The organism is Nocardia sp. NPDC051570, assembly GCF_044454005.1.
Classification (GTDB): Bacteria; Actinomycetota; Actinomycetes; order Mycobacteriales; family Mycobacteriaceae; genus Nocardia.
The window spans coordinates 222,306-240,644 of record NZ_JBITDI010000002.1; the positions used below are offsets into that span (position 1 = coordinate 222,306).

An 18,339-nucleotide genomic window follows, 5' to 3' on the forward strand; every position below is an offset into this window, starting at 1 on the left:
AGATCCGACCGGTACCCCTCCTTCCAGCCTAACCGTGCCGCCGCTACATCCGCAGCCCACTGGCGCGCAGCACGCGGCGGCCGATGCCGGCGCGGATCGCCTCCTCGGTGCCGATGATGCGCACGCGACGGCGGGCGCGGGTGATCGCGGTGTAGAGCAGTTCCCGTGTCAGCAGCGTCGATTCCGGGCCGGGCAGCACCACCGAGACGGTGCCGTACTGACTGCCCTGACTGCGATGGATCGTCATGGCGTACACCGTGGTCACGCCCGGGAACTGCGTGGGATGTACGAGATACGGTTCGCTGCCGCGCTGCAGGGCCGCGCGCAGGGCGCCATCGGGCGCGCGCACGATCACGCCGGTATCGCCGTTGTAGATGCGGGCCTCGTGATCGTTGGCGGTGACCAGCAGCGGCTGGCCCGGAAACCATTGTCCCGCACCGGCATCGACGCCGATACCGGCCGCGGCGACCCAGCCGCCGGCCAGCCGGTCCCACTGCTCGACGCCGAAATGCCCCTGCCGATGCGCGCACAGCAGCCGATGCGATTCCATCGCCTCGAGCGCTGCGGCGGCATCGCCGCGCTCGGCCGCGGCGGTGGTGGCGCGCGCGGTGCCCACGACATCGGCGCGCACATCGGCGACCTGATCGGGATCGCACAGCGACAGCTCCTCGCCACCGTCGGCCAGCAGCGCCAGCGCGGCCTCGGCATCGCCCGCGCGCACCGCGACCGCCAGATCCGCGATGCGGCCACCGAAGCGGCGGCCACGGCTGAGCCGAATGATGCCGCCGCGCAACCGATCCCGCTCGCGGGCCGACAGGGCCTCCGGATGCGCCGCGGCGCCGTCCTGATCGCCGAGGATCCGGTCGAGCACCGGATTCGGCTGCGCCACCACGGGTCCGGCCACCAGATCGGCCAGGACCGCACCGGCGTCCACCGAGGCCAGCTGATCCGGATCGCCGACCAGCACCAGCCGGGTGTCGGGCCGCACGGCGGGCAGCAGGCGGCTCATCATGGTCAGCGAGACCATCGAGGTCTCGTCGATGACGATGACGTCGTAGGGCAGCCGGTTGAATTCGTGATGGCGGAACCGGGTCGCGCCGCCGCGCTGCCAGCCCAGGAGCCGGTGCAGCGTGGCCGCGGTCAACTCCGGCAGCCGCAGGTCCCCGGCCTGTTCGCGCACCGATTCCTGCAGGCGCGCCGCGGCCTTGCCCGTCGGCGCCGCCATGGCGATGCGCAGTGCGGGCGCGCCCGGAATCGCCTCCTGCAGCGCCAGGAGCAGCGCCAGGATGCGCGCGATGGTATGGGTCTTGCCGGTGCCGGGGCCGCCCGCGACGACGGTGGTCCACTGCGTCGCCGCGAGGGCGGCGGCCACGCGCTGCCGGTCCGGCGGCTCGCCCGGCAGGTGGGAGTCGGGGAACAGCCGATCCAGGTGCTGCCGAACGGTTTCCGGATCGACCAGCGGGTGGGTACCCGCGCGCGCGGTCAGCGCCTCGCGGATCGTCTGCTCCTGGCGGAAGTACCGGTCCAGATACAGCAGCGGGCTGCCGCCGTCGGGTTCCACCAGCCGCAGCGGCCGCAGCGGTCCGGCCGGGCTGCCCTGCACCAGCGGACTCGTCCGCAGCGCGGTCAGCACGGCCTCGACCTCGGGCCAGGGCAGGGTCGCGGGATCGATGGCGTCGGGATCCTCGGCGTCGAATCCCTCACCGTCCACGCCGATATCGTGCATGCGCGGCAGTTCCAGACAGACCGAACCCGAGCGCACCGCGCGCACCGCCAGCGCCGCCGCGAACAGCACCGGCTCGCGGTCCTCGCGACCCAGCCGTCCCAGCCGCAGCGCGACATGCACATCGGCGGCGGAGAGGATTCCGGCGGCGTTGAACGTGCGCAACAGTCCGGTCGCCCGCTGCGCCAACTGGATCGCGGTCACGGCATCACCCGCCCGGCCAGCAGTGCCGACAACTCCTCGACGAGGGCCACAGGCGGATCCCAGTCGAAGACACCACAGCCGGACGGGGTTTCGGGTCCGATCATGCCGCGCACGAACAGATACCGGATACCGCCCAGATGTCGGGCCGGGTCGTAGTCGGGCAGTCGCCAGCGCAGAAAGCGGTGCAGCGCGGCCGAATACAGGATGGCCTGCAGCGGATAGTGCGAGCGCATCATCTCCGCGGCCATCCGGTCGCGGGTGAAGTGGGCGACGGTGAGGTCGCCGGCGCTGAGCCGGTTCGTCTTGTAGTCGACCACCACGAACCGCGGTCCGTCGACGCGCAGGACGGCGTCGATGCTGCCGGTGAGATATCCACGCAGGGGCAGATCGTCCAGCGCGTCGAGGTGGTCGGCGTACCCGGCGAACGGGTCGTCGGCGGGCAGGTGGGCGCGCAGCAGAGCCGCGATGCGGCGCAGGGTGATTCGCCGTCCGCCCGCCTCCTCGCGTCCGGCGAGCGGGAGTTCGAAGTCGAGTTCGTTGAGCCGGTCGCGGCTCGAGATATCGGCCAGGGCGCCGACGCCGATCGGGGTGCGCAGCACCGCGAGCAGGGCCGTGGCCAGCGCCTGTGGATCGATATCGGCCAGCAGTTCGGCGATCGCCTGCTCGCAGCGGGCCAGCACCTCGGCCGCCAGGTCCGTCGCATCGGTATCCACGCGTTCCAGCACGCCGTGCACGAGCGTTCCGAATTCCGCGCCGTAGGGCAGGTTGTTCATCAACGAGGGTGCGGCACCGGCGAATTCGGTGTCGGAGACGAGTTCGGCGGCAGGTTCGGCGGGTTCGTCGGTGGTGTCTTCCGGTGCGGCGGTGTGCAGGTCGTGGGCGGCGGCGGTGAGCGCGGAATAGGAGGTACGCCGCCAGTCGTGATCGATCGCGCGGTCGAATCGGGCCGCGGCGAGCGCGCCGACCTCGGCCCGTCCGCGTTCCCAATGCGGGCGCACCCGCCCGATCGTGCGTACTTCCTCGACCGAGACGACGCCCGGTGCGGCGGCGGCCCACTGCGAAAGCTGTTCGGCCACAGCCTCGTCCACCGCGACCTCGGCGCGGCCGGGCACTTCGGCGCTGCCGGGCAACCGGCCCAGGATCATGCGGTGCAGGGGCGCGAAGGCGGTGCCGTAGGCGGGGGCCCACCAGGCCACCACCTGGCATTGCGCGCGGGTGAGCGCCACATACAGCAGCCGCAGTTCCTCGCCCGCCTCCTCCGTCTCGCAGCGGCGCTTGCGGTCGGCGTAGCCGGGGGCCTCCGCGCCGCCCACATCGAGCACGCGCTCGGGGCCGTCGTGGAACAGCAGCGTGGCCGGAGTGGGATTCTTGGCGCTGTCCCATGCGAAGGGCAGGTACACCACCGGGAATTCCAGGCCCTTGCTGGCGTGCACGGTCGCGATCTGTACGGCGGCCGCGTCGCGGTCCAGGCGGCGGCTGCGGTCGGAGACGGTGCCGGAGGCGGGATCTCGCACCCGGTCGGCCAGCCAGCGGGTCAGCGCGGTCAGTCCCAGCGATTCGCGCGCCGCCACCTGATCGAGCAGCTGGGCGAGGTGGCGCAGATCGGTCAGGCGGCGTTCGCCGCCCGCGACCGCGAGCAGCCGCGGTGCCAATCCCGTTTCGGCCGAGAGCTTCTCGAAGACGGCGGCGAATCCGGCGCGGCTGAACAGCCGCGCCGCCTCGCGCAGCTGGGCGCTGAGCCGGCCCACCAGATCGGCTCCGCCGCTGTCGATCTCGGCGGCCGACAGGCCCAGCAGCGGGGTTCCGGCGGCCAGGCGCACCCGATCGCCGCGGTGCGGTTGTTCCAGGGCGCGCAGCAGCCACAGCCAGTCCGTGGCGCTCCCGGTGGCGAAGACGCTCGCGCCGCCTGTGAGCACCGAGGCGACGCCGACGCGGTCCAGCGCGGCGCGCACGAGGTCGATCTGGGAGCGGGTACGGACCAGCACCGCGATATCGCCCGGGCCGAGCGGGCGATCCTCGATCAGCGTGCCCGAATCGAGCAGTCGGACGATATCGGCGGCCAGATCCTCGGCGACCCGGGAGCGCTGGCGGCCTACGGCGGGGAAGTCCGCGCGGTTGCGCGGTCCGGCGCCATCACGGCGGAAATACCGCAGCCGCAATGGGATTCGCTGCTCGCTCGGTCCGTTCAGGCGAGTGTGCGGGCGGACGGCCCGCACCGGGTGGACGGTGATCTCCTTATGTCCCAGCGCGGCCCCGCCCATGACATGCTCCAGCGCGGTGAGCAGGCCCTCGTCGCTGCGCCGGTTGGTGGTGAGTTCGCGCCGCTGTTTCGCGTGTTCGACGGCGTCGAGATAGCTCAGCACCTCCGCGCCACGGAAGGCGTAGATGGCCTGCTTCGGATCGCCGACCAGCACCAGGGTGGCGTGGCCGTGGAAGGAGCGGCGCAGGATTTCCCACTGCAGCGGGTCGGTGTCCTGGAACTCGTCGACCAGCGCCACGCGGTAGCGCTCGCGGATGCGGGCACAGGCGCGTTCGCCGTGTACCGGATCGGCCAGCACGTCGTGCAGCAGCATCAGCAGATCGTCGAAGTCGCGCAGGCCCGAAAGACGTTTGCGCCGTTCGACTTCCGACCGCACCGCCAGCGCGAACGCGACCCGTTCGGCGGCCGGATGGTCGCCGATCCGCTCATCGGGCACCAGCCGCGCGTGCCGGTCCCCGACCGCCGCGGCACCGAGCTGATGGGCCTCCTTCAGCGCGAAGGGCGCGCCGCCGCGCGCGTAGCGGGCCAGGTACAGATCGTCGGCCACGGTCGCGACCAGATCCTCGATCCCGTCGACCAGCCGCACTCCCGGATCGTGCTCCCCCGCCAGGCCCAGCTCGTCGAGCATGCGCTGACAGAAACTGTGCGTCGTGGCGATCGTTCCGGAATCGAAGTCCGACAGCGCCGCCACCAGCCGCCCGCGCCGCCGCGCCACCTCCGCCGAATCCCCGTGCGCCAGATGTCGAATCAGCTCGTCCGAACTTCCCAGCGCCTGCTGTGGATCCGCCAATCCCGCCGCCACAGCCACGAACCGCTCCCGAGTCCGCTCCCGCAACTCCTGGGTCGCGGCCCGGCTGAACGTCACCAGCAGCAGCTGCGAGACATCGACCCCCGCCTCGGCCACGAACCGCACCGCCAGCCCGACGATCGCATAGGTCTTCCCGGTCCCCGCACTGGCCTCCAGCACGGTCGTGGCCTGCGGCAGCGGGCCGCACAACTCGAACGCATTCCCGGCGTATTCGCCGGGTGCCGGGTGGTGCCGTACTACAACGGGTTCCACCGGGTCGGGAACCGGGAACAGTTCCTCGATCTCGGGTTGGGCCGGGGCGTGGCGGATGGCGGGTTCAGTCGGGCGGCGGCGGGGGCGGGCGGGTTCGACCTCGGGGAGGGAGAACAGTTCGTCGGTCATGGTTGCCCCTGGGTTTCGTTGGCCAGCAATGGATTCCACAGGCGGCGGGCGAGGGCGCCGAAGCGGGTGGTCTCGCCGGACGGGTCGGGGCCGGGCAGGGGGGATTCGAGGTGTTCGAGGCGCGGCGCCGGGCCCCAGACGTAGCGGAGGTAGCGGTCGGTGTGGTCGCCGAAGGCCTTCGGCCCGCCCGGACCGCCGAGGAATTCCTGATCGGCGGCCTGGCGAGCCTCGTCGAGACTCACGCCCTGACAGCGGCGTTCGGCATAGACCGCCGAGGCGGTCGGGGTGATCGGCAGTGGTTCGGCCAGACCCTCGTCGCGCAGTGCGGCCAGCTCGCGCAGGATCGCCTGGGCCGCCGCGGCATTGGGCGCGGTGAGGGTGGAACGCCAGGCGGGACGGTTGAATCGGCCGCGCCCGATGGTGATCGCGCGCCAGCTGTGATTGCGTTCGGTCGCGGCCAGGGCGAGCAGCCGCACCCAGGCGGCGAGGCGATGTTTGGGCGCGAGGCGGGAGAAGGTGGTGCGCACCACCGCGTCGTCGTGCACATCGGGCACCGTACCGCTCAGCAGCCGCCCCTCGCCGAGATCGACCGCGATATCCATGGTGCGCGAGGGCAATTCGTGGATCGGGCGCGCCACCCGGACGAGTTGGTCGACGGTGTCCTCCACATCGGTGAGCACCGCCGCGCCCAGTCCGAACGGCGGCAGCGTGCCACGCCGCCACTCCGCGGCGCGCAGGGCGGCCGGATCCGCACCGTTGAGCCGGGCGGCCAGCATGCGCTCGCCCATATTCCATTTGGTCAGCCCGTCCAGCTCGATGGGCAGCCGCTCGTCGATCTCCTCGGCCTCCTCCGGAACCCGGATTCCCAGGCGCTGCCACAGGAACGCGCGCACCGGATGTTCGGCGAACGAAATCAGTTCCGCCAGTTCCACATCCACGCGCGCCGAGGCCGCCAGCGGACCCGGCAGGAAGGCGGGCTGCTCGCGGACCGGGCCGGTCGCGGCCTGCGCGCCCGCCAGCGCGACGGTGTCGAAGCTGATCGGATCGTCGGCGGCGAAGTTGCGAATGTCGAAGGGCTGCAACGGATGCCGGATCACCACGCCGTCCAGCGATCCGGTCAGCGCCCGCAGGGTGTCCAGCAGTTCGGCGAGCGGGATCGCGGGCGGGCGATGCGCGCCGGTCACCGGATCGGCGCCGGTGTGCAGCACCACGAGCCGGTCCTGGGCGGCCATGATCGCGTCGAGCAGCAGTTGCCGGTCCTCGCTGCGCGGATCACGTTCGCCCACCAGGGGTTCGCGCGCGAGCACATCGTCACCGTCCACGCCGCCGGCACGCGGGAAGACCTCGTCGTCCAGGCCCAGCAGCACCACCACCCGATGCGGTACCGACCGCAGCGGGGCCAGTGCGCAGACGGTCAGCTCACCGGTGCGGAAGTTCGCCCGCGCGCTGCGGCCCGCGAGCCGATCATGTAGCAGCGCCGCGATATCGGGCAGTCGCAGCGGCACCGAGCCCGCGTGTTCGAGCGCGGTGGCCACCTCGCGGCGCGCCTCGACGCCCTGCCAGGACTGCGCATACGTGGTGTCGGTCAACAGATCCAGCGCCCGCCCGAGCACCTGCGCCCATTCGTGCGCGGGACGCGGCGATCCGGCGGGTTCGGCGGGCGTGGGCCCGCGCAGATCGCGCACGCAGACCGCGAGCCGGTCGGTGAATTCCGCGAACCGTCCCGCGAGATCCACATCGGCGGAGTCCACATCCTCGAGCGGTAGCGCCAAATCCAGCCAGTCCTCGGAGGATTCGCCCGCCGCCACGCCGAGCAGAATGCGGTCGACGGCCGCGTTGAGGGTGTTCTGCGCGAATTCGCCCAGCCCGAACGCCTGCCGCTGCCGAGACCCGATCCCCCACCTGGCCCCGGTCTCGGCGGCCCATTCCCGCAGCCGCTCGATATCGTCGTCGTCGAACCCGCAGCGCACCCGCACCGGTTCGGCCGCCGCGAGATCGAGCACCTGCGTGACCGTCACCCGCCCATCGGCGAATCCGAGCAGATCCTCGAGCACGGCCAGCACCGGATTGGCCTCCCCCGACCACCGATCGGCCAACCGCACCCGCAATCCGTGCGCCGGATGCGCGGGCCCCGCCCCCGCCTCGATCTGCCAGTGCCCGAACGCGGCCCGCACCAGCGGACCGTAGGTCTCCACGTCCGGACACAACACGACCACATCCCGCGGCTCGAGCCCCTGATCCGCCGCGAAGATCCCCAGCAACACCTCCCGCAGCACCTCGACCTGCCGTGCGGGCCCGTGACAGGAATGCACCCGCACGGTCCCATCGGCGCGCCCCGCCTCCGGCTCGGGCGGCCACCGATCGTCACGAATCCCGGCCTGCAGCTCGGAAAGCAGAGTGCGCGAGGGACTTTCGCCATGCTCGCGATGATGCGTGTCGATCACCGCACCGACGCCGCTCAACCGCGCCTGCAGCTCCCGCACATCCCGCCCCAACGCCGCCAGCAAAGGATGCGCCACGCGCAGCGCACTGTCATCGACGGCGCGAGACATGTCCGACATGAGAGAGCTCGCGGGGTCAGAGGACACCGGGGAGCCCGCCGGGACGAGGGAATCGGCCGGACCCGACACGATGCGGGAGTCGACGAGGTTCGTCGGGGCGGTGGAGCTCGCGGTGGCGAGCGCGGGTTTCAGGTTCGACCAGAGGGTGGGGCTCGGGTGGGCCAGCCAGAGGTGGACGTCTCGGTGGGCAGCCAGGGCGGCGAGGACCTCGAGTTGGTCGGTGGTGGGGCGGGTGGGGCCGAACAGGGAGATTCGTTGGGGTAGTGGGGTGATCGCCGGGTCGGTACGCAGGCGGGTGCAGGCGGTGGTGAGGCGTTCGGCGGGGCCGGGGGTGGTCAGGCGGGTGCGCAGGCGGCGCCAGAGTTCGGGTTGCCAGCGCAGATCCTCGGGCAGGGGGTTGCCGCAGCCGTCGGTGTCGTGGCCCTGGGACCAGTCGGCGATCAGGGCCGGGCGCCCGGTGGCGTAACCGTCGAAGAGGGCGGCGATGCGCGCGGCGGTGGCGTAGCGGCGGCCCGCGCGGTGGGCCACGGCGGGGATGTCCGCGCCGAGGTGGCGCGACAGCAGGGCGGCCCAGGGTTGTGCGAGAGCGTCATCGATCACACTCAGTAGCGTCCAGACCATCCGCCCGGGCGCCCACGGATCGTCCTCGGCCGGAACGCCGGTCGCCGCGGCGAGCACCTCGGCCACCAGCGCGGCGGGCGTGGGGAAGGCGATATTCGCCGAAATCCCGTCTCCCGCAACCGCGCCCAGCATGCCCGCGAGCCGCTGCTGGAGCCAGCGCTCGATGCCCTTGGCGGGTACGGCCACCACCTCCACGGCGAACGGGTCGGCCAGGGGTCGCGCCAACACCGCCCCGAGCTCGTCGGCGAGCGTCGCCGCCCGCTCGGCTCGATGGATGTGCAGCGCCATCTCCCCGCCTCACTCCCCTCGCTGATGCTGTCGGTGAGCTATCCGCCGGATGCCCCATGGTTGCCTGTCGTCGGCCGATCCTACAAACTCGGCGGGCCCGAACCGCGGCACGACTCGGCATTCCGGAGACATACCATGTGGTATGAGGCTGGCAATCTGCCGGAAATAGGTCTTCAACACACGTTTGACCGAATTGCCGGACAAGTACCAAATTCTCAGCAACACAAGCGAATCCGCTCATCAGACCACGCCGGAAAACTTGACCGCAATTCGCCACCGCGTGTCATGCCGGATGCGGCGGTGTGGTGTGCCACAGTGCTCTGCGGGGTGGGATGGGAGATCTTTTCGAAAGGCTGGTTCGGTTCATGACAGCGACGGTGATTCCCCATGTACCCAGATCAGGGTTCACGGTCCGCCGAGTCGGCGAGCTGTGGGAGTTGGTGAATTCCCGCCACTACGGTCGCACCGTCGTTCTGCACGCCTGGCCCCGTGACGGCCACACCGAGGCGTTCGAACACTGCTATCGACTCAACGGCCGCAGCGTCGAGGAGTTACAGGCCGCCTTCCACTGATCGTCGATGTCCGAAAACCGCTGTGCCACACCGATCTCCGATGCCGCGGTGCCTCGAGCGACCTGGGCGGGCGCGATATGCGCGACCGGAACCTTTGCTATGGTGCGTCCGTGCGTTATCCCCGCAGCGCCGCGCGCGCCAACCGCCCCACGCGCATGGCCGCAGGTGCCTGCGCCGTCGCCGCCGCCGCCCTCATCGCGGGCGCGCCCGCCCTGCAGGCCGGCCCCGCCGCCGCCGTCCCGGTCCGAACCGAGGGCTGCAACGACGGTTTCGACTGTGATATGAGCGCCCGCATCCAGAAGGTGGACGCCTATCTGTCCAATCGCCCCGGCATCACGGGTTATGTGGTGCGCGACCGGGTCACCGGCGCGGTGCACAGCAACGGCAATGCCGATACCCAGTTCTGGACCGCCTCGACCATCAAGCTGGCCATCGCGGAGGATCTGCTCAATCGCGCCCGGGCGGGCTTCATCGTGCTGACCCCCGAGGACCGCACGCTCATGGAGTCGATGCTGGCCACCTCCAACGACACTGCCGCCGATGTGCTCTGGGCCAAGTTCTCCGGACTCGATCACATGGCCTTCAACAACGCCTTCCGCGCCAACGGCATGGTCGCGCTGACGCCGCAGCAGCCGACCACCGGACGTGCGTTCCCCGACTGGGGTTTCCAGCAGTGCACCCCCGCCGATCTGGATCGGCTCATGAACAACGTGCTCGATCACATGAATCCCGACGATCGCGCCTATCTGCTCGATCGGATGCGCAATGTGGACACCAATCAGCACTGGGGCGTCTGGGGCGCGGGCGCGGCCATGCGTCCGGGTCTGAAGAACGGCTGGTCCGACGAGCAGGGCGGCTGGGTCGTCAACTCGGTCGGCTTCGCCGGTCCCGGCGAGCGCTACACCCTGGGCATCATGAACGACCTCGGCACCCAGGGCGGTTACGCCGACGGCGAGGAGACCACCACCCGCGTCGCCGAAATGCTGTTCAGCGGAAGGTAGTTCTCACCGCTTGCGCAGCCGCAGCGGCGCCCCGTCACGCGGGAACGGGATCGTGGAGAATCCCCACGGCATCAGATAGTCGTCGGGGATTCGCCATTCGTAGTCGCGGACCATCGCGGCGATCATCACCTTCACCTCGAGCACACCGAAATGCATGCCGATGCATTTGTGGGCGCCCGCGCCGAAGGGCATCCACGCCAGGCGGTGCGATTTGTCCTCGCGGCGATGCTCGGCGAAGCGTTCGGGATCGAAACGCGCCGGGTGCGACCACAATTCGGGGAGCAGGTGGTTGAGGCTGTAGGCGAGGTCGACCTGGGTGCCCGCGGGCACGTAGTGTCCGGCGATCTCGGTGTCGCGCACCGCGCGGCGCACCAGGCCCGGCACCGGCGGGACCAGCCTCAGGCTCTCCTTGATCACCAGATCCAGATCGTGCAGCCGATCCAGATCCGCGATGGCCGGCGCGCCGCCGCAGTCCTCGCGCAGCGCCAGCGCCTCGGCCCGCACCCGTCGCTGCCACTCCGGATGCCGCCCAAGGTAATAGGCGACCGCGGTCGCGGTGGTGGTCGTCGTATCGTGGGCGGCCATGATCAGGAAGATCATGTGATTGACCACATCGGCATCGGAGAACATCTCGCCGTCCTCGGTGCGCGCATGACACAGCGCGGAGAAGAAATCGGCGCCTTGGGACCGGCGTTTGGCCGGGATCATGCGAGTGAAGTACTCCTCCAGCACCTTTCGGCCCCGCAGCCCCGCCCGCCAGGAACTGCCGGGGACCGGATACCGCACCAGCGACAGTCCGGCGTGGGTGCAGTCGAGGAAGGCCGCGCCCAGCCGCTGCCGCTCGGGCCCGGCCCGCACGCCCATGAACGTCTCGGCGGCGATCTCGAGGGTCAGATCCTTGATCGTCGGATACAGCCGCACCTGCCGCCGCGTGCCGCTCACCCAGCGGCCGATGGCCGTGTCCACCACCGGAACCAGATGTGCCAGATGCGCTTCCAGCCGCTCCCGGGTGAAGGCCTGCTGCATGATCCGCCGATGGAACATGTGCTCGGAGAATTCGAGCAGTAACAGTCCGCGGCCGAAGAACGGGCCGATGAAGTAGTCCCAGCCCTGTCCGAAGTCGCCCCGCCGCTTGCCCAGCACCTCGTCCACGGCCTGCGGTCCGGCCACGTAGACGTGATCGACGCCGAGTGCGGGGTGATAGCTCACCGGCCCGTACCGGTGATAGCGGGCGAGCAATTCGGCTGGGCCCCACCGCAGATACTGCAGCGAGCGGCCGAGCAGCGGCAGTCCGGCATCGCCGTGGACCGCGCGCAGCTCGCTGCCGGATCGGGGCGTGGCGAGAATCTGTTCGCGCACGGGGAGCATCCGCAGCGCTCGATCGATCGGATTGCGGCCGGTGACCTCGAGAAAGCCGATGTTCTCGCGGTCCATCCGGGAGTCGATGCTGACCATGATCGCAGCCTCTCATCAAAAGTACACCTTGTACTTTAACGGTAGAGTGTGGGCTGTGACAAGGCACACATCGCGGCCGCGGCCGCGCGGCCGCCCGCCGGGCCCGCCACTGGACCCGGCGCTGCGGCGCGCCGAAATCCTCGACGCCACAGAGCGAGTCGTCGCGCGCACCGGAACTCCGCTCACGATCGCCGAGGTCGCGGCCGAGGCCGGCTATGCGCGCACCGCGGTGTACGCGGTCTTCCCGGATCTGCCCGCACTGGTCGACGCGCTGGCCGAGCGACATATGGAAGGGCTCATCGCCGCCTCCGACGCGATCCTGGCCCAGCCGCTGCCCGGCCGCGATCTGCTGCGCGCGCTGGTCCAGCTGATCTGCGATTTCGTCGACGGCAATCCGAATCTGCATCACCTGCTGATGCAGCGACTGCAATCCGACGACCCCACGGGACATCGCCGCCCGTTCTTCGCTCGCGCCGCGGACTGGGCCGGATCGGTGTTCGATCTGCTGCTGCGCCAGATCGGCGCCGACCCCGCCCCCGCGCGCGTCTGGGCGACCGCGACCGTGGGCGCGATCCTGATGTCGGCCGAGGATTGGGGCCGCCACTCCGATCGCGATCGCGTCGAATTCGTGGACCGGCTCACCGCATTCCTGTGGCCGCCGCTGGAACAGGTCGGCGCGGATCGGTACATCGGCCCGCTGCGGGGCGGAAGGGAAATCGACCATGATACGTCATCGAACCGAAGACGCGCCGGGGAGGTCGAAGTAACCGAAACTGGGTAAGCCGACTACCGTTAGGCATGTTGTAGATCGAATGGCGGAGGAGCAAAGATGACAGGAGCGGCTGTCGAGAACCGACGCCATCGCGTGGCGGTGATCGGATCCGGCTTCGGCGGCTTGTTCGCCTGCAAGCATCTCAAGAAGGCCGACGTCGATGTCGTCCTCATCTCCAAGACCTCCACACATCTGTTCCAGCCCCTGCTCTATCAGGTGGCGACCGGCATCCTGTCCACCGGTGAGATCGCCCCGGCCACCCGGATCGTGCTGCGTAAGCACCACAACACCCGGGTGATTCTCGGCGAAGTGAACACCATCGATCTCACCCGGAAAACGGTGACCTCGCGACTGCTCAACGAGGACACCGTCACCTCGTTCGACAGTCTGATCGTCGCCACCGGCGCCCAGCAGTCCTACTTCGGCAACGACCAGTTCGCCACCTATGCCCCGGGCATGAAGACCATCGACGACGCGCTCGAGCTGCGCGCCCGCATCCTCGGATCCTTCGAGGAGGCCGAACTGGCCAAGACCCAGGCCGAACGCGACCGGTTCATGACCTTCGTGGTCGTCGGCGCGGGCCCCACCGGCGTCGAATTGGCCGGGCAGATCGCCGAACTCGCCGATCGCACCCTCGTCGGCTGCTTCCGCAATATCGATCCGCGCGACGCGCGGGTGATCCTGCTCGAGGGCGCGGGCGCGGTGCTCGCGCCGATGGGCCCGAAGCTGGGCAGTATCGCGCAGCGGCGGCTCGAGAAGATGGGCGTGGAGATTCAGCTCAACGCCATGGTCACCGATGTCGACGCGCGCGGGGTCGTCGTCAAGGACAAGGACGGCAGTCAGCGGCGCATCGAGGCGGCGTGCAAGGTGTGGTCGGCCGGTGTGCAGGCCAGCGAGCTGGGCAAGCTGCTCGCCGATCAGTCCACGGGCACCGAGGTCGACCGGGCGGGCCGCGTGATCGTGGAACCGGATCTCACCATCAAGGGACATCCGAACGTCTTCGTGGTCGGCGACCTGATGTCGGTGCCGGGCGTGCCCGGACAGGCACAGGGCGCGATCCAGGGCGCCACCTACGCGGCCAAGCAGATCAGCGCCGAGGTCGACGGTAAGCAGACTCCCGAGCAGCGCAAGCCCTTCCGATACTTCAACAAGGGTTCGATGGCCACCGTGTCGCGGTTCTCCGCGGTGGTCCAGATCGGCAAGCTCGAATTCGGCGGCTTCCTCGCCTGGCTTTGCTGGCTGGTGCTGCACCTGTACTACCTGATCGGCTACCGCAGCCGGGTGGTCACCGTCTTCCAGTGGTTCGTGGCCTTCCTGGGCCGCAACCGCGGCCAGATGGCCGCCACCGAACAGTGGGTGTTCGCGCGCCTGGCCATGGAGGCGATGAACGGCAACGAGAACGACCGTCGCGAGGTTCGCGACGAATTGGGCGAAAACGCCCCGGAGGCAGGTAAATCCGAGGCCGGTCACCGAGCCGTCTGAATATCCGGCGATCCGGAGTCGGCAACCGCCGAGTGACCGGATGACGATACGGGCCGGAGTCGCGATCAGCGGCTCCGGCCCTTTCTTGTGTCCGACCTCGGAATTCGCCCGGATTGCAGCTAATCGGTCGCAATACCAAGACATTTCGACGTGTCCGTATTTCCACCCATCCAGGACCGCCGCGGGTCCGAATGCAGGTCGTCGAGAAGTGTCTAGGAAGAAAGGTCGTTATGGCCGCAGGTAAACACAGAGCCCCCAATCCGCACCGTCAACGGGTCAGCACCGCCTTCGCGGCGGGTGCGGTGCCGCTGGTGCTGGCCATCGTCGGCAGCGGGACGGCCAATGCCGCACCCGCCGAGCCGAATACCACGGCGGCGGCGCAGGACGCGCCGGCGCAATGGCCCGCCACCGAAGCGCCGAATACCCAGCCGTACGAGGGCCTGCACATCCCCGGCGACACCTACAGTTCCATCCAAACGGCGCGGTCCATGCCGGACCGTTCCTATCTGGCCCCGGTCGGCGTGCTTCATCCTCCTGCGCCCGTCGCCCCGGTTCCGCCGATCGCTCCGCCCCCGGGCAAGTTCCGCTTCGGTGACGTCCAGCTCGACGTGCCGGCCGGAATGGATCGCGAACAGGCCATCGAGATCAACGACCAATCCGCACAGGCGGAGGCGAATCTCGCCACCTTCCTGGATTCGGTCGGGATGGAACGCAGTCGCTCCGATCGCATCGCCGGGCAGACGGTCGGCACGGCCGCGATGGGTGCGGTCGGCGGTGCGGCCATGGCCTCCCCGTTCGCGCTCACCGGCGGTCTGGTCGGTGGCCTGCTCGGATTGGTCGTCGGGCTGCCGTTCGTACCGGTCGGTGTGATCGCGGGGCCCGCGATCGGCGCCACCGCGGGTGCGGGTGTCATCACCGTGCCCGCCGCCGCGGTCGGCGCGGCGGCCGGTGCCGTTGTCGGCGCGGTCAATGCGTTCAACGCCCCGCCACGCGTGGTCGGCGACTGAGCAGTACCGGATCCACCGGGGCGGGGACGGCCGACGATGTCCGCCTCCCGCCCCGTTCGCGCGCCGTGCCCCACCCACACCGAAAGACGAGGCCGATGAGCCTGTTCCACATGCTGATGCAGACCATGTCGGCCGAATGGCAGTTCGCCGGGGATTCGATCGAATCCTGGCTGGGGCTGTTCCGCCCGTAATCGGTCAGGCGATCGCCAGGGTCGCCGAGGTCCTGGTGAACAGGGTGCCGCCCGCCGCCAGCGGCAGCAGCGAGGCGGTCAGTCCGGTGGTATCCGCGGGACGGCCGTCCGGATAGCGCAGCTCACTCTCCAGCGCGCGTGGCGCCGCGAGCCGATCATCGATGACCGAATCCGCGCCGAGTTCCAGGCGATGCCGCAGCAGCGGCAGATCGCCGATATCGGCGACGAGTTCGCCGCCCCACCAACCGAATTCCTCACCGGTGCGGCCGATCTGCACCCGTTCCCGCAGTCGCACCCGCGCGCCGTCGGCGATCGCGACGCTCGTGCGGGATTCATGTTCGGCCCCGCCCGCGACCACCGTCGGCTCCGGATCGAAATCCAATTCCCCGCCGATCTCGAAGCGCCACCGCGCCCAGGACCGCAGCGTAACCCGGCCGGGCAGGGCGATGGTGGCGGCCACCGAGCGCACCAGCAGCCGCGCGCCCGGCTCCACCACGATCGCGATATCGAGCTCATCCCCACCCAACGGCGTTGCGGCCGTGCCGATCAGGTGCACGGTCTCCGGGCCGGTGCGCCGCGCCGCCAACCCGCCGGTGGCGTGGATATGCGGCAGGGCACCGGCCCTGGCGTGGATCCTCAGTTCAGTGCGCAACCGGGGCGCTCGCGTCAGGGCCGCGGGTGCCGCCATCGGATTCAGTGTCGTGCTCGGCGGCGACGCGCAATTGCTCACGCACCCAGTTCAATACGGGGGTGGCCGCCGGATCCTCGGTCAGGGACGTGAAGACGAATGGGCGGCCGTCGCGCACGGCCGTCGAATCCCGGTCCATCACCGCGAGATCCGCGCCGACCCGCGGGGCGAGATCGGTCTTGTTGATCACCAGCAGATCGGAGAAGGTCACGCCCGGACCGCCCTTGCGCGGCACCTTGTCCCCGCCCGCGACGTCGACGACGAAGATCTGCGCGTCGATCAGGCCCGAGGAGAAGGTCGCGGTGAGGTTGTCGCCGCCGGATTCGACCAGGATCAGATCCAGCGGCGGGTTGGCCTCGATCAGATCGTCGATGGCGTCGAGGTTGGCGGTGATGTCGTCGCGGATCGCGGTGTGCGGGCAGCCGCCGGTCTGCACGGCCGTGATGCGCTCGTCCGGCAGTACCGCGTGGCGGCGCAGGAAGTCGGCATCCTCGGTGGTGTAGATGTCATTGGTCAGCACGGCCAGCGAAAGCTCCTCGCGCAGTTGCCGGCACAGGGCCGCGACCAGCGCGGTCTTCCCCGATCCGACCGGGCCGCCGATGCCGATCCGCAGCGGCTCGCCGGGGGTGCGCTCCCGCTTGGGGCGATCGTGGGCGTGATCGTGCGGTTCGCCGTCGATCAGATGTGGGGGCATGAATGCATTTCCTCTCTACGAAGCGAACAGTGGCATATCGCGTCCGACGTGCCGCTCGGCGAGCACGTCCTGGAGCGGATCCGACAGGGCCGCAAGGCCTTTCACCGCCTCGGCGGCGGTCAGGTCACAGACCTCGGCGAGCCGGACGGTGCAGGCGGCGACGGCCGCGGGATCCAGCGCCAGCAGCCGCTGCGCCGCGGTCGCGGCGCCGGTCATGGTGGTGTACACGACGATTCCGGCGATCTGCTCCGGCGTCGCCCCGGCCTCCCGCCCGATCTCTCCGAATACCGTGGACAGATGCGGGCGGGCACCCAGCGCGCGCCAATCCCGGTGCGGCCATACCTGTTTCGCCAGGCGCGCCAGCCCGCGGCCCTGCGCCCGCGACGCGATCCGCGCCGCCGGGGCCGGCGTGCGCGCATCGGCCTCCGCCTCGGCGCGCCCCGGGTCCAACTCCCCCGCACAAACCGCCGCGGCCAGCGACGCCGCCACCAGACCCGAGGTGCGCACCCGCCGCAGCAGATACACCTGCACCGACCCGACATCGCGCACCAGACCCGAGGCGATCGCCTCCTCGACCCCACCGGAATGCACATGCCCCCCGATCGGCAGCCGCGAATCGGCGAGCGTCAACAGCATCGCCAGACTCATCACCACACCGCCCGATCACCCACGCCCCGATCTTATGGGGCGGATTCGGGACGACCTCCTGTGGGCCGTGGGGTCAGCGGTGGAAGCCGCGGGAGCGGGAGATGAACCGGTGGGTGGAGCCGCGGGTGATATCGCTCCAGGCCTGGAGCGGTCCGGCCCACCAGGGCGAGATCTCCACCGGCTTGGCGACCACGGCGTGGCACACCGTATCGGCGGCCTCCTCGGAGGTCAGGCCCGGCATTCCGCTGAAATCGGTGGGCGCGCTCATCCGGGTGTGGACCAGCGGCATGTAGATCGAGGTGGTGGTCACCCCATCGGCCGCGATCTCGGTGGCCACCGTGCGCAGCCAGACGTCGAAGGCCGACTTCGAGGCGTAGTAGGCCGACCAGCGCGGCATGGGCGGCATGCGCAGGCCCCAGGTGGAGATGTTGACGATATGTCCCGCGCGGCGCTCGCGCATATCCGGCAGCAGGGTCAGCAGCAGCCGCACCGGACCGAGGTAGTTCACATCGATGGTGCGCGTGAAATCGTGGAAACGGTCATAGGATTCGTCGATCCCGCGCCGAATGGAGCGGCCCGCGTTGTTGATCACCACATCGATATGCCCGTGCGTGTCGAGCAGTTCGCGGCCGAGCCGATCGGTGGCATCCATGTCGGACAGATCGGCGGTATAGGCGAATGCCGTGCCGCCCGCGGCGGTGATCTCCCCGGCGACCTCGTCGAGATCCTCCCGCGAGCGCGCCACCAACAGCACCACCGCGCCCGCGGCGGCCAGCTTGCGGACCGTCGCCTTTCCGATGCCGTGCGAGGCGCCCGTCACGAGGACCACCCGACCCGAAACCGCTTCCCGCAGGGCCTTGTCCCGAGGCCTGGCGGTCGGGTACAACAGCCGGGTCGCCACCCGTTCGGCCAGCGGCCGACCGTTGCCTGTGGTGTCGTTCACCCCTCGACTCTAAGCGGGGCGCAGTGATCTTCGCGCCGGA

The 18,339-nt window shown here is 70.0% G+C and carries 13 protein-coding genes; 5 read left to right on the forward strand and 8 right to left on the reverse strand.

Features of this window, described 5'->3' with window-relative positions; translation table 11 throughout:
- Nucleotides 1–43: 43 nt before the first annotated feature.
- Genes recD through recC form a run of 3 tightly spaced genes read right to left on the reverse strand, consistent with a single transcriptional unit; the run spans nt 44 to nt 8,846 of the window.
- A complete protein-coding gene (gene recD / locus ACIA76_RS04660) occupies nt 44–1,927 on the reverse strand; it encodes an exodeoxyribonuclease V subunit alpha (protein WP_397148457.1) in 1,884 nt (627 codons plus the stop codon).
- On the reverse strand, nt 1,924–5,376 hold the full coding sequence (locus tag ACIA76_RS04665; protein ID WP_397148459.1) for a UvrD-helicase domain-containing protein: 3,453 nt from the start codon (nt 5,374–5,376) through the stop codon (nt 1,924–1,926). Before ACIA76_RS04665 ends, recD begins: the two co-directional genes overlap by 4 nt.
- Nucleotides 5,373–8,846, reverse strand: coding sequence for an exodeoxyribonuclease V subunit gamma (gene recC / locus ACIA76_RS04670; RefSeq protein WP_397148461.1), 3,474 nt, complete (start codon nt 8,844–8,846; stop codon nt 5,373–5,375). Before recC ends, ACIA76_RS04665 begins: the two co-directional genes overlap by 4 nt.
- Nucleotides 8,847–9,211: 365 nt before the next feature.
- Between recC and ACIA76_RS04675 the strand changes: the two genes are divergently transcribed.
- Nucleotides 9,212–9,418 carry a hypothetical protein gene (locus ACIA76_RS04675; RefSeq protein ID WP_397148463.1) on the forward strand — a complete coding sequence of 69 codons (207 nt, stop codon included), beginning with the start codon at nt 9,212–9,214 and terminating at the stop codon, nt 9,416–9,418.
- A gap of 155 nt (nt 9,419–9,573) precedes the next feature.
- Nucleotides 9,574–10,419, forward strand: a complete 846-nt coding sequence (locus ACIA76_RS04680) for a serine hydrolase (protein ID WP_397149392.1) — start codon at nt 9,574–9,576, stop codon at nt 10,417–10,419.
- Between the two features lie 3 nt (nt 10,420–10,422).
- Here ACIA76_RS04680 and ACIA76_RS04685 read toward each other — a convergent pair whose 3' ends face one another.
- The gene (locus ACIA76_RS04685) at nt 10,423–11,874 is read right to left on the reverse strand and encodes a cytochrome P450 (RefSeq protein ID WP_397148465.1); all 1,452 of its coding nucleotides are present in this window, start codon (nt 11,872–11,874) and stop codon (nt 10,423–10,425) included.
- A gap of 55 nt (nt 11,875–11,929) precedes the next feature.
- On the opposite strand from ACIA76_RS04685, the gene ACIA76_RS04690 reads away from it, so the two are divergent.
- The 3 genes from ACIA76_RS04690 (at nt 11,930) to ACIA76_RS04700 (ending at nt 15,135) form a co-directional block, all read left to right on the forward strand.
- The gene (locus tag ACIA76_RS04690) at nt 11,930–12,655 is read left to right on the forward strand and encodes a TetR/AcrR family transcriptional regulator (RefSeq protein WP_397148467.1); all 726 of its coding nucleotides are present in this window, start codon (nt 11,930–11,932) and stop codon (nt 12,653–12,655) included.
- A 48-nt stretch (nt 12,656–12,703) separates the two neighbouring features.
- Nucleotides 12,704–14,128, forward strand: coding sequence for an NAD(P)/FAD-dependent oxidoreductase (locus ACIA76_RS04695; protein ID WP_397148469.1), 1,425 nt, complete (start codon nt 12,704–12,706; stop codon nt 14,126–14,128).
- Between the two features lie 230 nt (nt 14,129–14,358).
- Nucleotides 14,359–15,135: a hypothetical protein gene (locus ACIA76_RS04700; protein WP_397148471.1), complete on the forward strand. Its 777-nt coding sequence runs from the start codon at nt 14,359–14,361 to the stop codon at nt 15,133–15,135.
- A 195-nt stretch (nt 15,136–15,330) separates the two neighbouring features.
- On the opposite strand, the gene ACIA76_RS04705 is transcribed toward ACIA76_RS04700, so the two are convergent.
- From ACIA76_RS04705 to ACIA76_RS04720, 4 genes are all read right to left on the reverse strand, one after another.
- Entirely contained in the window at nt 15,331–15,978 is a 648-nt protein-coding gene (locus ACIA76_RS04705) for an urease accessory protein UreD (protein WP_397149394.1), read from the reverse strand.
- Complete coding sequence (gene ureG / locus ACIA76_RS04710) at nt 15,968–16,708, reverse strand: urease accessory protein UreG (protein ID WP_397148473.1); 741 nt, start codon at nt 16,706–16,708, stop codon at nt 15,968–15,970. Before ureG ends, ACIA76_RS04705 begins: the two co-directional genes overlap by 11 nt.
- 15 nt (nt 16,709–16,723) lie before the next feature.
- A complete protein-coding gene (locus ACIA76_RS04715) occupies nt 16,724–17,356 on the reverse strand; it encodes an urease accessory protein UreF (RefSeq protein ID WP_397148475.1) in 633 nt (210 codons plus the stop codon).
- Between the two features lie 73 nt (nt 17,357–17,429).
- On the reverse strand, nt 17,430–18,299 hold the full coding sequence (locus ACIA76_RS04720; RefSeq protein ID WP_397148477.1) for an SDR family NAD(P)-dependent oxidoreductase: 870 nt from the start codon (nt 18,297–18,299) through the stop codon (nt 17,430–17,432).
- Nucleotides 18,300–18,339 lie beyond the last annotated feature (40 nt).

Bases quoted from the DNA above. Each gene is read 5' to 3' on its own strand.
- ACIA76_RS04665 (WP_397148459.1), bottom strand. From the start codon at position 5,376: ATGACCGACGAACTGTTCTCCCTCCCCGAGGTCGAACCCGCCCGCCCC.
- recC (WP_397148461.1), bottom strand. From the start codon at position 8,846: ATGGCGCTGCACATCCATCGAGCCGAGCGGGCGGCGACGCTCGCCGAC.
- ACIA76_RS04675 (WP_397148463.1), top strand. From the start codon at position 9,212: ATGACAGCGACGGTGATTCCCCATGTACCCAGATCAGGGTTCACGGTC.
- ACIA76_RS04680 (WP_397149392.1), top strand. From the start codon at position 9,574: ATGGCCGCAGGTGCCTGCGCCGTCGCCGCCGCCGCCCTCATCGCGGGC.
- ACIA76_RS04685 (WP_397148465.1), bottom strand. From the start codon at position 11,874: ATGGTCAGCATCGACTCCCGGATGGACCGCGAGAACATCGGCTTTCTC.
- ACIA76_RS04695 (WP_397148469.1), top strand. From the start codon at position 12,704: ATGACAGGAGCGGCTGTCGAGAACCGACGCCATCGCGTGGCGGTGATC.
- ACIA76_RS04700 (WP_397148471.1), top strand. From the start codon at position 14,359: ATGGCCGCAGGTAAACACAGAGCCCCCAATCCGCACCGTCAACGGGTC.
- ureG (WP_397148473.1), bottom strand. From the start codon at position 16,708: ATGCCCCCACATCTGATCGACGGCGAACCGCACGATCACGCCCACGAT.
- ACIA76_RS04715 (WP_397148475.1), bottom strand. From the start codon at position 17,356: ATGAGTCTGGCGATGCTGTTGACGCTCGCCGATTCGCGGCTGCCGATC.